Source organism: Rhizobium sp. BK456, from assembly GCF_014194045.1.
GTDB classification, from domain to species: domain Bacteria; phylum Pseudomonadota; class Alphaproteobacteria; order Rhizobiales; family Rhizobiaceae; genus Rhizobium; species Rhizobium redzepovicii.
In genome coordinates this window covers 254,548-267,961 of the sequence record NZ_JACIAO010000006.1, presented here as the reverse complement: position 1 = coordinate 267,961, position 13,414 = coordinate 254,548, and the positions used below count along the sequence as shown (strand labels likewise).

The following is a 13,414-nucleotide window of genomic DNA, read 5'->3' as shown; positions in this document are numbered from 1 at the left end:
CGATTTCAATCCTCAAACCGTGGCGCTTTTTCGTCGAGAAGCGCGTTGACTTCGGCGACGATAGACGGCGCCCGGTTGGGCTCGCCGAAGACAGCCAGCCGCAGCGCCACGAATTCCGCTCCGGTCTCGGCGACGGCAAGCGCCGAGGCCGGATCGGTGCCGCCCATGACGATGCAGGGAATCTCGATCATCGAGGCCCACCATTCGCCGAGCGCAAGGTTCTTCGGATGTGCCTCCGGCTTGATATCGCCGTCGAGCTTGCCGAAGAAAATATAGTCCGGCCTGGCTTCGCCGATCTCCAGCGCATTGTGCCGGTCGGCTGCGTTACCGCCGCCGACGATCAGCTTCGGCGCATGTTTTTCGATCGCTTCCGAAAGTGCCTCGGCATTGCCGGAAAGGTGCAGGCCGTCGGCCTTGGCCCGTCCCGCAACGCGGCTGTCGCCTGCAATCAGGGCGGCCGCCCCGGCATCCTGGATCAGCGGCACCAGTTTCTCCGCATGTTTCTGGAAGGTACCGTCGTCGAGCCCGTACTGCGGCACGATCACCGAAGCGACATCGCCGCCCTTCAGCGCGCCGGCAACGATCCTTGCCTGCTCATCGGCATCGGCAATATCGGGTACGATGAGCACAAGGCGGCAGCGGTTTTCCGGTTCGGTCATCAGGTCTTCCCGTTTCCTCGCGAATTCCTCGTTGAGATGAGGGATCCGCACTCGTTTTGTGTGAGTAGTTCCGTTAGACGAGGCTTGCAAGAGGAGGACGTCGAAAGCATGCCGCAGGATTTATCATTCTACTACGCCGCCGTGCCCGCGGTTCTGCTGGTGGGTCTCGCGAAGGGCGGCATGGGCGACGCTTTGTCGCTGATCGGCCTGCCCTTCCTCGCCCTCGTCGTCTCGCCGGTCGAGGCGGCGGCCATCCTGCTGCCGATCCTGGTCTTCATGGACATGATCTCGCTCGTCATCTGGCGCCAGCACGGCGACTGGGCGACGCTGAAGATCATGCTGCCAGGCGCAGTCTTCGGCATCGCGATGGGCTGGGCGACCTCGGCGCTCGTTCCGGGCAACATGCTGCGCATCGTCATCGGCGCTGTGACCATCCTCTTCTGCCTGCGCTATTTCTGGAACAATTACGGCCCGGGCGCCGGCAAGATCGTCCCGCCGCGCGGACAGCGGCCGGTGGCCGCCGGCCTTTGGGGTACATTTTCCGGCTACGGCAGCTTCGTCGCCCATGCGGGAGGCGCACCCTTTCAAATCTATGCCCTGCCGCTCAAGCTGCAGCCACGCGAATATACGGGCACCAGCGTGCGCTTCTTCGCGATCCTCAACGCCATCAAGCTCATTCCCTATTTCGCACTCGGTCAGCTCGACACCCAGAATCTCGCGACCTCCGCAACGCTTCTACCCTTCGCCCCGCTCGCCACCCTTGCAGGCGCCTGGTGTGTGCGCCGCATGAAGCCGGCGATCTTCTACCCCTTCATGTATGCGATGGCCCTCATCGCCGCCTTCCTCATCGTGCGCGAGGGTCTTGGCTGGTAGGGCAGCCCTGCTGCATCTTCCTTCAATCGGAACCGACCTGAAGAATTATGCAGCAATTCTAAGTGTAACCATCCTTGGCGCGTCTGAAAGACTACGAGGCCGTAGTACGCTGCAATGCACAATTTCCTTGCTGGAACGTCCGGTTTGACGTAGCTTTCCCGCTATGTCGAACACGGACCCCTTCTCTGCGATTGCCGATCCGAACCGGCGGTTTCTGCTGGAGGAATTGCGTCGTGCGCCGCGGACCGTCAACGAACTGGCTGAGGGCCTGCCGATCAGCCGCCCCGCCGTGTCGCAACATCTGAAGGCGCTGCTCGACAGCAACCTCGTCTCGGTGACCTCGGAAGGCACGAAACGCATCTACACGGTCAACAACCGCGGTTTCGACATGCTCAATTTATGGCTGGATCAGTTCTGGGCTTGAAGCCGGCTCACATGACAGCCCCGCCCCTCGTATGGCTGTGACTTGAAGCGCGGCGCTCGCAAAAGCGCCAGCCGCGATGCCGCTGGCATCGGGCTGGCGCAATTCTGGTGTGAACTCACCGGTTCTTGCTGATTTCAGGCGGAATGGATGGATTTACCTTTTCTTTCGCAAGATGATCGACCGGCGACCCTTGGGAAGATCAGTGGACGGATGACTTGAGACGCATAATCTCGTCCTTGATGCGCAGCTTGCGGCGCTTGCATTCGGCAATTTCCGTATCGGAGATAGAGGGAGCTGTTCTGAGCGCGTGCAGCTCCTCTTCGAGAGCGACATGCTTTTTCTGGAGTGATTCAAGATGAGCTTGAACTGTCATTTGACCCTTCCTTCCTCTTACCCTCCCCGGCCAACATCGTCGGGGATCAAGGTGTCAACGCGGCGGACTGTGACATATTTTTGAAGGCTTGTCGAAGGCCAAAAGATGAAGACTGGATGGCAATTTCATGATCAAGACTAACTAGCCGTTACCCGTATTTGGTGATAGGAGCTTGCGGAAATCATCGGCAGATCGGACAAAGTCCGGGGACGATAACGGGGAATGCATATGGCCGATCAGGAACAGGCGGAAATCAGGCTCACCGTGGCGCGGCTGCGCCAGGAGCACGAGGATTTCGACGCCGCGATCAACGCCATGATCCTAACCGGATGCGATGCTCTGCGAATCCAGCGCATGAAAAAGAAAAAACTCGTTATCAAGGACAAGCTCTCCAAGCTGGAAGATCAGATCATCCCTGACATCATCGCCTGAGAGGGAAGAGCAGCAACGATGACAGACAGACCACCCGTCGCCATCATCATGGGAAGCCAGTCCGACTGGGAGACCATGAAAAACGCAGCCGACACGCTCGAGGCGCTGGAAATTCCCTATGACGCGCGCATCATTTCGGCGCACCGCACAGTCGACCGGCTGGTCAATTTCGCCAAGGGCGCGCGCGCGGAGGGCTTCAAGGTCATCATCGCAGGCGCCGGCGGCGCCGCCCACCTGCCGGGTATGACCGCCGCGATGACGCCGCTGCCGGTCTTCGGCGTGCCGGTCCAGTCCAAAACCATGTCCGGCCAGGACAGCCTGCTTTCCATCGTGCAGATGCCGGCCGGCATTCCTGTCGGTACGCTCGCCATCGGCAAGGCCGGCGCGGTCAACGCCGCCCTTCTCGCCGCCGCGGTGCTTGCCCTTTCCGACGAAGAAGTCGCCGACCGGCTAGACGAATGGCGCGAGCGCCAGAGTGCTGCCGTCGCCGAATACCCGATGGACGATCTATGACGGCAAGAACGATCGGGATCATCGGCGGCGGCCAGCTCGGCCGCATGCTGGCCATTGCCGCCGCCAGGTTGAATTTTCGCACGGTCATCCTCGAGCCGCAGGCCAACTGCCCGGCCGCCCAGCTCGCCAACCGGCAGATTACTGCCGCCTATGACGATCCGGCTGCGCTGGCCGAACTCGCCGACATATGCGACGTCGTCACCTACGAATTCGAAAACGTGCCCGTCGCAGCAGCCGAAAGGCTCTCGGCGAGCGTGTCCGTCTATCCGCCGCCGAAGGCGCTGGAAGCCGCCCAAGACCGCCTGGTCGAGAAGCGCTTTCTCAATGGCTGCGGCATAACCACTGCCCGCTTCCACACGATCGACAGCCAGGCCGATCTTGAGACGGCACTGAAGGATTTCGGCGGCCAAGGCGTGCTGAAAACCCGCCGTCTCGGTTATGACGGCAAGGGCCAGAAGGTTTTTCGCTCGGCGGCAGACAGCCCGGATGGCGCCTATGCAGCCCTTGGCGGCGTGCCGCTCATCCTCGAAAGCTTCGTCGCCTTCGAGCGCGAGGTCTCGATCATCGCCGCCCGCGCCAGCGACGGAACGGTCGTCTGCTTTGATCCCGCCGAGAATGTCCACCGCAACGGCATCCTCCACACCTCGACGGTTCCCGCTGCGATCTCTGCGCCGGCGGCGGACGCCGCGCGGCAATCGGCCGAGAAAATCCTTGCCGCATTGAATTATGTCGGCGTCATCGGCATCGAATTCTTCGTGCTTGCCGATGGCGGTCTGATCGCCAACGAGATGGCGCCGCGTGTTCACAACTCCGGTCACTGGACGGAAGCCGCCTGCGTCGTCAGCCAGTTCGAGCAGCATATTCGCGCCGTCGCCAGCCTGCCGCTCGGCAATGCCGAGCGCCATTCCGACTGCGTCATGCAGAACCTGATCGGCGACGATATTCTTGCCGTTCCGGACTGGCTGCGGCGCCCCGATACACTGGTTCATCTCTATGGCAAGACCGAGTGGCGCCCCGGCCGCAAGATGGGCCATGTCACCACCTTGACGCCGAAATCGCCGGTTTTGGCCTGAGAAAACACCCCGTTGCCTTGGGAAAAACACCTTCATGTGGTTGACACGGAAAAGGTGACGGGGTATCTGCTCCCCCACCTAAACAGCGCGCCCGATGGCGCGCTTTTGATTGTTAAAAGATACGGGCGAATGTGAATTCCCCCATAGAGATCGCGGATCAGAAAAATGAAGATCAAGAATTCGCTCAAGTCGCTCAAGGCTCGTCACCGTGACAACCGTCTGGTTCGCCGCAAGGGCCGCATCTACATCATCAACAAGCTGAACCCGCGCTTCAAGGCTCGTCAGGGCTGATTTCGCGCGTCCGGATCGCCCTGCCGCGTGAGCTTGCGCTGGCAGATATATCCGGTGGGTCGCTGCGGTGATCACGTCAAATTTGTTTGATCTTCGGCGCTGGCGGGCTAATATGCCCGCCATGCGCTTTTTTGCTTTGACATCAGCGGCGCTGCCGCTTGCCCTCATTCTGCTCACCTCCTCCTTTCCGGCCGCCGCCGCGGAAAAGCCGGTCGCCGCCACGAAAAAGGAGGTTATCGTCGAGCCGGCGGATGCCAACAATTCGCCGAAACAGCACCTCGACCAACTCTTCAGCCAGCTGAAACGCGAGCGCGACCCCGACAAAGCCAGCGGCATCGCCAATGAGATCCGCATCGAATGGAACGATTCCGGCAGCGCCACGATCAATCTGCTGATGCAGTGGGCCGACAAGGCGATCGAGGAAAAGCGCAATCCCGCCGCCCTCGATTTCCTTGACGAGGCGATCGCGCTGAAACCCGATTATGCCGAAAGCTGGAACCGCCGCGCGACGCTGAACTTCGTCATGGGCAATTATCGCAAGTCGATGTCCGATATCGAACGGGTGCTCGATCTCGAGCCGCGCCATTTCGGCGCGCTCTCCGGCATGGCGGCGATCCTCAGCAATTCCGGCAACGACCAGCTGACCTTGAAGGCCTGGGAGCGTTTTCTTGACATCTACCCCGCCGAACGCACCGCGCAGGAACAGGTCAACACGCTTGCTGAAAAACTTGCCGGCAACCGCACCTGATCCTCGGGCGTTGATCTTGACCTCCGGCCAAGCCGCGCAATTTAGAACTTTAGACGGGAAACGACGCAGCGCGTCCGCTCTCGGCAAAACCGCCGCAACTATCGCCCGTTAAGATCATGCTTGCAGAAGTTTCCGCTCTTCTCGCCCCGCTCGCCGCCGCTATCGGTTACTCCTCCTACAAGGCGCGGCAATTCGAACAGACCTATCCGAATATCGGCGAACTGACGGATGTCGGCGGCTACCGCATGAATGCCGTCCATATCGAGCGTCCCGAAGGCGCCGACCTGCCGGCCCTCGTCTTCATTCACGGCGCCAGCGGCAATCTGCTCGACCAGGTCGTCGCCTTTCGCGCAGCACTCGAAGGCCGGGCCGAGATGCTCTTCGTCGATCGTCCCGGCCACGGTTATTCCGAACGCGGCGGCCCTGACAACGCTGTCCCTTCCGGTCAGGCCGATGCGATCGCCAGCCTGATGGAAAAGCGCGGCATCGAAAAAGCTGTCATCGTCGGCCATTCCTTCGGCGGCGCAATCACCGCCGCTTTCGGTCTGCGCCATCCCGACAAGACCTCGGGCCTGCTTTTCCTCGCCCCCGCCACCCACCCCTGGCCGGGCGGCATCGACTGGTATTATCACGTCGCAACCGTGCCGGTCCTCGGCTGGCTCTTCAACCACGCGATCGTCGTGCCGCTCGGTCTCAGCCGGCTGGAACGCGGAACGCGGAACGTCTTCCACCCCAATCCGCGCCCCGCCGATTACATCGAAAGGACCGGTCCCTCGCTGGTGCTGCGGCCCGACGCTTTCCACAACAATGCCGCCGATTTCAAGAGACTGCTTGCCTATGTGAAGGAACAGTCGCCGCGCTATTCTCAGATCACCGCGCCGACCGTCATCATCACAGGCGACAGTGACGAGATCGTCTGGGAGCACCTGCATTCACGCGGCCTGGCCCGTGATATAGCAGGCTCCGAACTCATCACCGTTCGCGGCGTCGGCCACAAGCCGGATTATCTCGCAACCGATGTCGCCATTGCCGCCATCGAGAAGATCGCCGGCATGCCGCGCGACCTGCAGGCGATCGCGCGCCGGGCCGAAGAGAGGCTCGCCGCCGCATCACGCGATCGAACGCTTGCAGCCGTGCCATCGTTGCGGCCAGGCGCCCTTCACGGCGCATAACCTCTACGGCTCGAGTTTCCGCCGGTGAAACCATCGGCAGCAACACCGAAACCCGCATCAGGCGCTGAGACGCACACCGCCGTCGCAGGTGATCACGTGGCCACTCATGAAGCCGTTTCCGATCAGGAAGGCGATCGCCTCCGCGATATCCTCCGGCCTGCCGACGCGACCGACCGGCGTGCGGCTGGCGAAGTCCGCAAAGACGTTGTCACGCTGCTCCGAGGGCAGGAAACTCCACCACGGCGTATCGATGACCCCAGGTGAAACGCCGTTGACACGCAACGGCTTCAATTCGGCGGCCAGCACCGGCACCATTGCCTCGATGCCGGCATTGACGGCAGCAAGCCCAGCCGTACCGGGCATCGCGGCCTGCGCACTGACCGCCGAAACGAAGGTGATGCTGCCGCCCGGCTGCAACAGCGGCAGCGCCGCCTGGGCTGCCGCGGCATGCGGAATGAGCTTGGTCTGGAACCCGGCCAGCAGATCAGCCATGTCGAGTGTAGCAAAAGGCCCGGCGCCGTGACCGCTGCCCATCGCCAGCACCAGATGATCGAACGCGCCGATCCCGGAAAAAGCCTTCCCGAGTGCGGATAGCTTCGCCGCATCGAGCACGAGGCTGCGCAGATCACCGTCGAGCGATGCTTTTGCCGCGGCAAGTTTGTCACCATCACGGCCCGCAATGGTGACCGTATATCCCTGTTTCAAAAGTAGTTTCGCCGTAGTAAGGCCGATGCCGGAAGAACCGCCGATGACGACGACATGCTGTAAAGACATGATGCTGCTCCTTGATTAGAGCATGATGCCGAAAAGTATGAGCGGTTTTTGGACGACATCATGCTCTAACTCTTGAATTTAGAACAGGATTCAGACTTTAGGCCGACCGGGCCTAAAATCATCCTGTTCCAGTCGAGCCGCAGGCGCTTCAATCACCCGCGACGCCTGCATCATGCGCCGCCTGGAAATGTCAAACAGTTCCATTTTTATCCTGGTATCAATACTGATATGATCCCCGGCATGGACCAGAGAGCCGATACATTCGAAGCCCGCCGCCGTGAATTCGCAGCCTTCCTGCGTTCTCGTCGCGAGCGGCTGGCGCCGTCCGAAGTCGGCTTGCCGGAGGGTTTTCGCCGGCGCACGCCAGGTCTGAGGCGTGAGGAACTCGCCATGCTCGCCGGCGTCGGCACCACCTGGTACACATGGCTGGAACAGGGCCGTGACATCAGACCCTCGGCACAGGTGCTCAATGCCCTTGCCGATGCGCTGCACCTCGACGAGGCCGAGCGCCAACATCTCTTCACCCTCAACGACCGCCAGACGGCGCAGACAGTATCCAGCGCGCCCGAATTCGTCGACGAACCGCTGAAGCGCATGCTCGCCAACCTCACCCACCAACCGGCCTATGTGCTTGGCCGCCGGTGGGATGTGCTCGCCTGGAACCGCGCCGCCGAAGTACTCTTCGGTGGTTATGACACACTCGACCGTGACGAGCGCAACACTATGCATCGCCTCTTCGCCGACCCGGCGCATCGCCGGCTGCTCGTCGATTGGGAGGCGGTTGCCCGCGTCTCACTGGCGATGTTTCGCGCCGACAGCGCGCGTTATGCCGGTGATCCGGATTTCGAGCGCCTAATCGCACTGCTGAAACAGGCAAGCTCTGAATTTCGTGATTGGTGGCAGCGCCACGAGGTCGTCAGCCCGCTGTCGGGTATCAAGCGCATCGATCATCCGGTTAAAGGCCGCATGTGCTTCGAGCATACAGGGCTGACATTGACGAGCCGGCCGGAGATGAAGCTCGTTGTCTACACGCCGCTGGACGATGAAGACACCAACCGGAAACTCGCCGAGCTTCTTGCCTAAAGCTAATCCCTTGCATTGCCTCGGGCCGTCGCAGCCCCATATGTTTTCCATCATTGTCCATAGGAGGGGAAATCATGGACCGCCTGCATATCGGCACGATCTCCGTCATTTCGGCACTGTCGCTGAGCCTGACGTCGGCCTTCGCCGCCTCGCCCGCGCCTGTCGAGGCCGAGCACGGCATGGTCGTCACCGCCCAGCATTTGGCGACCGATGTCGGCGTCGAGGTGCTGAAGGGCGGCGGCAATGCCGTCGATGCAGCCGTCGCCGTCGGCTATGCGCTGGCGGTCGTCTATCCCTCGGCCGGCAATCTCGGCGGAGGCGGCTTCATGACCATCCGCCTGAAGGACGGCACCAAGACCTTCCTCGATTTCCGCGAACGCGCGCCGCTTGCCGCCACGAAGACCATGTATCTCGATGCCAAAGGCGATATCGTGCCGCGCGCCAGCCTCGACGGCTATCTTGCCGTCGGCGTTCCCGGTTCCGTCATGGGCTTCGAAACCGCGCGCGAGAAATACGGCACAAAGCCGCGCCAGGATCTGATCGCACCGGCACTTCGTTTCGCCAGGGAAGGCTACACGCTGGAACAGGGCGATGCCGCAAGTTTCGCCGGCAGCGCCAAACGGCTCGCCAAGGACGAGGCGGCGGCGAAGATTTTCCTGAAACCCGATGGCAAAGCCTATGCATCGGGTGAAAAGCTCCAGCAGCCCGACCTTGCCGCGGTCCTGGCGGCCATTTCCGAAAAAGGTCCTGACGCCTTCTACAAGGCTGCGCCCGCCGAGGCGATCGTCAAGGCAAGCCAGGCCAAGGGCGGTATCCTCGCCAGGCAAGATTTCGAGCAATATGCCGTGCGCGAGTTGAAGCCGGTCGAATGTAATTATCGCGGTTACGACATCATCTCCTCGCCGCCGCCTTCCTCCGGCGGTGTCATAATCTGCGAGATCCTCAACGTTCTGGAAGGTTATCCGCTTTCCTACCTGGGCTACGGCTCGGCCGACACCGCGCATGTGATGGTCGAGGCCATGCGCTACGCCTATGTCGACCGCAACGCTGCGCTCGGCGATCCCGATTTCGTCGAGAACCCCGTCGCAAAGCTCATCGACAAGACCTATGCCAAGGAGATCGCTGCCAAGATCGATCCCTACAAGGCCGGCACGTCGGCCAACCTTAAACCGCTCGGCGGCAAGGAAAGCACCGAGACGACGCATTATTCGATCATCGACGACGAGGGCAATGCGGTCGCCGTCACCTATACGCTGAACGGGTCTTTCGGCGCCGCGGTCGTCGCGCCCGGCACCGGCGTCCTGCTCAACAACGAGATGGACGATTTCACCTCCAAGCCCGGCGTGCCGAACCTTTATGGCCTCGTCCAGGGCGAGGCGAACGCCATCGCTCCGAAGAAGACACCGCTCTCCTCGATGAGCCCGACGATCGTCACCAAGGACGGCAAGCCCTTCATGGTGATCGGCAGCCCCGGCGGCTCGCGCATCATCACCATCACGTTGGAGGCGATCCTGAACGTCGTCGATTTCGGCATGGATATCAGCCAGGCGGTGAATGCGCCGCGTATCCACCATCAATGGCAGCCCGACAAGGTCTATCTCGAACCCTATGCAATTTCGCCCGATACGGAAAAGACCCTCGCCGCCATGGGCTACAGCTTCGACGGCGGCAATGATGCGCCGCTCTGGGGCCAGGCCGCCGGCATCCTCGTCGGCGGCAAAAGCCTCGCCGCCATCGAAAAGGGCGGTGGTGCGCGCTATAACGGCGCGATGGACAGCCGCGCGGCGGAAGGCTCGGCGAACGGCTACTGACGGTCGCCAGCAGCGGGCGGCAAATGCGACAGGCCATTCATGTCACGGTGACAAAGTCGCCGTTCACAAATGGCTGGCCGCGCCCTAAGCATGAGCGAACCCGCAAGCAGGACGATTCCCGAATGGCCAGCATTGAAATGATTGTCGCCGCCCGCGCCCGTCTGCGCGGCCACGCGAGGCGCACGCCGCTTCTCTCCTCTCCCTTCCTGAACGAGATCGCCGGCCGGCGTCTGTTCGTGAAGGCCGAATGCCTGCAGCATTCCGGCTCGTTCAAGTTTCGCGGCGGCTGGTCGGCCGTCTCCGGCCTCGATCCGGCAGTGCGCGCGAAGGGCGTTATCGCGTTTTCCTCCGGCAACCATGCCCAGGGTGTCGCCCTTGCCGCCAAGCTGCACAATGTGCCCTCCGTCATCATCATGCCGAGCGACGCGCCGAAGCTGAAGATCGCCAACACCCGCGCCTTCGGCGCCGAGGTGGTGCTCTACGACCGCGTCAACGAGGACCGCGACGAGATCGGCGCGAGGCTGTCGGCCGAGCGCGGCCTGACGCTGATCAAGCCCTTCGACGAACCGCTTGTCATCGCCGGCCAGGGCACGACCGGCCTCGAAATCTCCGAGCAGGCGGAAGAGGAAGGCGTGACATCAGCCGAAGTCCTCGTGCCCTGCGGGGGCGGCGGATTGACCTCCGGCATCGCGCTCGCGCTTGAAGCCAGCGCCCCCGGCTTTCGCGTCCGGCCCTGCGAGCCCAAGGATTTCGACGACACCGCCCGCTCGCTCGCCTCCGGCAGGATCGAGCGCAACGTGGCGATATCAGGCTCTATCTGCGATGCGATCGTCACGCCGCAGCCGGGAAATATCACCTTCCCGATCCTCAAGCGCCTCGCCGGCGCCGGCATCGTCGTCACCGACGAAGAGGCGCTGCGCGCCATGGCGCTCGCCTTCGTCAGGCTGAAGATCGTGGTCGAGCCGGGCGGCGCGGTGGCGCTCGCCGCCGCCCTCTTCCATGGCGAGGCGCTGGAAAGCGACACGGTGGTCGCCGTCACCTCCGGCGGCAATGTCGATGCAGATATCTTCGCCATGGCGTTGGAACGCTTCGGCTGAGGGCATCGTGAGGCATCCGGCTCTCTTGAGCCGAATGCCGCATTCAACCGTCAGATGGAGTGAAGCGCCCGGCGGATTGCTATCTCGACCGGCGAATAGACGCCGTCCTTCCGCTCAAGCCGAAGCGGTTCGGACGGTGCAAGGCCGGGCTGTCCCATGAAGCGCGGTTCATTGCCGCCATGCTTTTGTGCTGCATGGATCAGGAATGGATGGCACAGATAGACCGTGCCGGCCTGCCCCGTCGCCAAGGCCAGCGGCCGGGCTTCACCGACATGCTCCAGCCGGAGATGGGCCATACCCGCCTCACCCGCCGGTGCCAGAAGGCGCGCGACATCCTTGTGCGAGCCGATACGGATGCGGGTCGGCGCATCCTCTTCCCCGACATCCGAGAACAGGAAAAGCATCAGCAGCGCCCGTCCGCGCGAGGTGATATTCACCCGCCAGGCGGAAAAGTCCCGCTGCTCGTTCGGATCGGAACCCCCATCGGGAAAGCTCAGATCGACATGCCAGCCGGCATCGCCGGGATCGTCCGGATGGGGAAAGCGCACCGGGAAACTGCCAAGCCCGGTGCGTGGCTCCCAGCGCCCTCTGCCGACAAGCTGGTCGAACGCCGAATGCAATACCGGTGTGTTGACAGCTTTCTCGAACGGGCCTCCACCATAACCGGCAAGCCGCACGACCGGTTGCGTCCATGTCCTTGGATCATCCGCATCGAAGGGAATATCGCACCACATGATGGCACGAGCTTCCTGGGCCAATTCGCGGGGAAAAGCCTCGTCGATCCGGATAAAGCCATCCTCGATGAATTGCTCGATCTGCGCGGCGCTCAGCGCCGGTGGGTAAACATTCGATGTCATGAAATATCTCTCTATCGCCAATCCTGCTGGCTCTTTCCTTGGCCAGATGCAGGGTGGTTGCAGTCCACGGCAACGCGCCAGCCGCGAAGGTTGGCAAGCGGCCGCATCTTCCGATGCCCGAAGGCAGAGCTTTAAAGGCTCAAGAAGAAGGCCGTAGCGATATTGAGAGTGATCGTCTTCATAGCAGTCCGAAGCTATAGCCACGCGATCGAAGGGTCAATGCGGCAATGTCAGGCCGCCGTCCCGCGAAGCGCGCCATTCACCGACTGCAGCACGAGCTCGGCAAGCCGGGACGCCGCCGGCTGCGGTTCGGCTTCGGCCCGATGCAGGACCAGCCCGAGCTTCGGCAAATCAGGCAAGCCGATCGTCTCCGGCGCCAGCGGCCGGACCTTTGCCGGCAATCCGATCGGTGTGCGGATAGTGATGCCGAGGCCTGCAGCCGCCGCTGCCCAGAGGCCGCCGAGGCTGGAGCTGACGAAGGCGAGACGCCAGGAAATGCCGGCCTCGTCAAGTGCCCGGGTCGCCGCACTGCGCATCAGGCACGGCGCCTCCAGCGAGGCGAGCGGTATCGGCTCGCCACTTGCCGCATGCCAGCCGGGCGATCTCTCGACAGGCCCGATCCAGCGCATCGGCACCTCGCCGATCCGGTCGCAATGTGCCGTCACCGTACCGTCGCTCCAGGCGAGCGCCAGATCAAGCTTGCCTGAGGTGACGCGCTCAAGCAGTTCGACATTGCGCACCACCCGCGCCTCGATGCGGACCTTCGGATGCGCCCGCGCGAAGCGGCCGAGCACCTCCGGCAGCAGGGTCTCGCCAAAATCCTCCTGCAGGCCGAGCCGCACCCAGCCTTCCAGCTCGATGCTGTGCACGGCCGCAGCCGCCTCGTCATTCAACTCCAGCAGCCGCCTGGCATAACCGAGCATCGTCTCGCCGGCATCGGTGAGCGCCAGCCCGCGCCCCACTTTGCGGAAGATCGGCGTGCCCGCCTGTTCCTCCAGCTTCTTCAGCTGCGCGCTCACCGCCGAGGTTGAACGTCCGAGCTTTTCGGCCGCCTTGGCGAAATTGCCGAGTTCCATGCCGGTCGAAAAGGCTCGAAGCACATCGAGATCGAAGATCGTCCGTCGCATCATACAATCCCATTTTTTAGGATTATCAGTTCATAAAATTCTGATTTTCGGTACCATCGTGTCGTGCGATGGTGCTGTTGTCAAGGCCGACGAACGGCCCAAACCAT

The 13,414-nt window shown here is 62.3% G+C and carries 16 protein-coding genes; 11 read left to right on the top strand and 5 right to left on the bottom strand.

Annotation, left to right across the window (positions count from 1 at the left end; genetic code table 11):
• Nucleotides 1–5: 5 nt before the first annotated feature.
• The gene (locus FHX03_RS19060) at nt 6–659 is read right to left on the bottom strand and encodes a thiamine phosphate synthase (RefSeq protein ID WP_097628781.1); all 654 of its coding nucleotides are present in this window, start codon (nt 657–659) and stop codon (nt 6–8) included.
• 108 nt (nt 660–767) lie between these two features.
• Here FHX03_RS19060 and FHX03_RS19055 point away from each other — a divergent pair, with 108 nt between their 5' ends.
• A complete protein-coding gene (locus FHX03_RS19055; RefSeq protein WP_097628780.1) occupies nt 768–1,532 on the top strand; it encodes a sulfite exporter TauE/SafE family protein in 765 nt (254 codons plus the stop codon).
• Nucleotides 1,533–1,695: 163 nt separating this feature from the next.
• A complete protein-coding gene (locus FHX03_RS19050; RefSeq protein WP_097628779.1) occupies nt 1,696–1,956 on the top strand; it encodes an ArsR/SmtB family transcription factor in 261 nt (86 codons plus the stop codon).
• 199 nt (nt 1,957–2,155) lie between these two features.
• Here FHX03_RS19050 and FHX03_RS19045 read toward each other — a convergent pair whose 3' ends face one another.
• Nucleotides 2,156–2,329, bottom strand: coding sequence for a YdcH family protein (locus FHX03_RS19045; RefSeq protein ID WP_003566443.1), 174 nt, complete (start codon nt 2,327–2,329; stop codon nt 2,156–2,158).
• 228 nt (nt 2,330–2,557) lie between these two features.
• Here FHX03_RS19045 and FHX03_RS19040 point away from each other — a divergent pair, with 228 nt between their 5' ends.
• From FHX03_RS19040 to FHX03_RS19015, 6 genes are all read left to right on the top strand, one after another.
• Complete coding sequence (locus FHX03_RS19040; protein WP_097628804.1) at nt 2,558–2,761, top strand: YdcH family protein; 204 nt, start codon at nt 2,558–2,560, stop codon at nt 2,759–2,761.
• Between the two features lie 18 nt (nt 2,762–2,779).
• On the top strand, nt 2,780–3,274 hold the full coding sequence (purE, locus tag FHX03_RS19035; RefSeq protein WP_097628778.1) for a 5-(carboxyamino)imidazole ribonucleotide mutase: 495 nt from the start codon (nt 2,780–2,782) through the stop codon (nt 3,272–3,274).
• Complete coding sequence (locus FHX03_RS19030; protein WP_097628777.1) at nt 3,271–4,347, top strand: 5-(carboxyamino)imidazole ribonucleotide synthase; 1,077 nt, start codon at nt 3,271–3,273, stop codon at nt 4,345–4,347. Before purE ends, FHX03_RS19030 begins: the two co-directional genes overlap by 4 nt.
• Before the next feature lie 165 nt (nt 4,348–4,512).
• On the top strand, nt 4,513–4,638 hold the full coding sequence (gene ykgO / locus FHX03_RS19025; RefSeq protein ID WP_003566454.1) for a type B 50S ribosomal protein L36: 126 nt from the start codon (nt 4,513–4,515) through the stop codon (nt 4,636–4,638).
• A 112-nt stretch (nt 4,639–4,750) separates the two neighbouring features.
• Nucleotides 4,751–5,386, top strand: coding sequence for a tetratricopeptide repeat protein (locus FHX03_RS19020; RefSeq protein ID WP_183854969.1), 636 nt, complete (start codon nt 4,751–4,753; stop codon nt 5,384–5,386).
• A 116-nt stretch (nt 5,387–5,502) separates the two neighbouring features.
• Nucleotides 5,503–6,558 (top strand): alpha/beta fold hydrolase, encoded by a 1,056-nt coding sequence (locus tag FHX03_RS19015; RefSeq protein ID WP_097628775.1) that lies wholly within the window; start codon nt 5,503–5,505, stop codon nt 6,556–6,558.
• A gap of 57 nt (nt 6,559–6,615) precedes the next feature.
• Here FHX03_RS19015 and FHX03_RS19010 read toward each other — a convergent pair whose 3' ends face one another.
• On the bottom strand, nt 6,616–7,332 hold the full coding sequence (locus FHX03_RS19010) for an SDR family oxidoreductase (RefSeq protein ID WP_131711048.1): 717 nt from the start codon (nt 7,330–7,332) through the stop codon (nt 6,616–6,618).
• A 228-nt stretch (nt 7,333–7,560) separates the two neighbouring features.
• Here FHX03_RS19010 and FHX03_RS19005 point away from each other — a divergent pair, with 228 nt between their 5' ends.
• The 3 genes from FHX03_RS19005 to FHX03_RS18995 all read left to right on the top strand — a co-directional run bounded on the left by FHX03_RS19005 (nt 7,561) and on the right by FHX03_RS18995 (nt 11,323).
• On the top strand, nt 7,561–8,415 hold the full coding sequence (locus FHX03_RS19005; protein ID WP_183778657.1) for a helix-turn-helix transcriptional regulator: 855 nt from the start codon (nt 7,561–7,563) through the stop codon (nt 8,413–8,415).
• Between the two features lie 74 nt (nt 8,416–8,489).
• A complete protein-coding gene (gene ggt / locus FHX03_RS19000) occupies nt 8,490–10,226 on the top strand; it encodes a gamma-glutamyltransferase (protein WP_097628774.1) in 1,737 nt (578 codons plus the stop codon).
• Nucleotides 10,227–10,348: 122 nt separating this feature from the next.
• The gene (locus FHX03_RS18995; RefSeq protein WP_097628773.1) at nt 10,349–11,323 is read left to right on the top strand and encodes a threonine/serine dehydratase; all 975 of its coding nucleotides are present in this window, start codon (nt 10,349–10,351) and stop codon (nt 11,321–11,323) included.
• A 50-nt stretch (nt 11,324–11,373) separates the two neighbouring features.
• Here FHX03_RS18995 and FHX03_RS18990 read toward each other — a convergent pair whose 3' ends face one another.
• Nucleotides 11,374–12,180: a phytanoyl-CoA dioxygenase family protein gene (locus FHX03_RS18990; protein WP_183778655.1), complete on the bottom strand. Its 807-nt coding sequence runs from the start codon at nt 12,178–12,180 to the stop codon at nt 11,374–11,376.
• A 230-nt stretch (nt 12,181–12,410) separates the two neighbouring features.
• Nucleotides 12,411–13,307, bottom strand: a complete 897-nt coding sequence (locus tag FHX03_RS18985; RefSeq protein WP_183778653.1) for a LysR substrate-binding domain-containing protein — start codon at nt 13,305–13,307, stop codon at nt 12,411–12,413.
• Nucleotides 13,308–13,414: the final 107 nt, after the last annotated feature.

Coding starts and splice junctions, on each gene's coding strand:
- FHX03_RS19015 (WP_097628775.1), top strand. CDS start 5,503: ATGCTTGCAGAAGTTTCCGCTCTTCTCGCCCCGCTCGCCGCCGCTATC.
- ykgO (WP_003566454.1), top strand. CDS start 4,513: ATGAAGATCAAGAATTCGCTCAAGTCGCTCAAGGCTCGTCACCGTGAC.
- FHX03_RS19040 (WP_097628804.1), top strand. CDS start 2,558: ATGGCCGATCAGGAACAGGCGGAAATCAGGCTCACCGTGGCGCGGCTG.
- FHX03_RS18990 (WP_183778655.1), bottom strand. CDS start 12,180: ATGACATCGAATGTTTACCCACCGGCGCTGAGCGCCGCGCAGATCGAG.
- FHX03_RS19020 (WP_183854969.1), top strand. CDS start 4,751: ATGCCCGCCATGCGCTTTTTTGCTTTGACATCAGCGGCGCTGCCGCTT.
- FHX03_RS19055 (WP_097628780.1), top strand. CDS start 768: ATGCCGCAGGATTTATCATTCTACTACGCCGCCGTGCCCGCGGTTCTG.
- purE (WP_097628778.1), top strand. CDS start 2,780: ATGACAGACAGACCACCCGTCGCCATCATCATGGGAAGCCAGTCCGAC.
- FHX03_RS19005 (WP_183778657.1), top strand. CDS start 7,561: ATGATCCCCGGCATGGACCAGAGAGCCGATACATTCGAAGCCCGCCGC.
- FHX03_RS19045 (WP_003566443.1), bottom strand. CDS start 2,329: ATGACAGTTCAAGCTCATCTTGAATCACTCCAGAAAAAGCATGTCGCT.
- FHX03_RS19060 (WP_097628781.1), bottom strand. CDS start 659: ATGACCGAACCGGAAAACCGCTGCCGCCTTGTGCTCATCGTACCCGAT.
- FHX03_RS18985 (WP_183778653.1), bottom strand. CDS start 13,307: ATGCGACGGACGATCTTCGATCTCGATGTGCTTCGAGCCTTTTCGACC.
- FHX03_RS19030 (WP_097628777.1), top strand. CDS start 3,271: ATGACGGCAAGAACGATCGGGATCATCGGCGGCGGCCAGCTCGGCCGC.
- FHX03_RS18995 (WP_097628773.1), top strand. CDS start 10,349: ATGGCCAGCATTGAAATGATTGTCGCCGCCCGCGCCCGTCTGCGCGGC.
- ggt (WP_097628774.1), top strand. CDS start 8,490: ATGGACCGCCTGCATATCGGCACGATCTCCGTCATTTCGGCACTGTCG.
- FHX03_RS19010 (WP_131711048.1), bottom strand. CDS start 7,332: ATGTCTTTACAGCATGTCGTCGTCATCGGCGGTTCTTCCGGCATCGGC.
- FHX03_RS19050 (WP_097628779.1), top strand. CDS start 1,696: ATGTCGAACACGGACCCCTTCTCTGCGATTGCCGATCCGAACCGGCGG.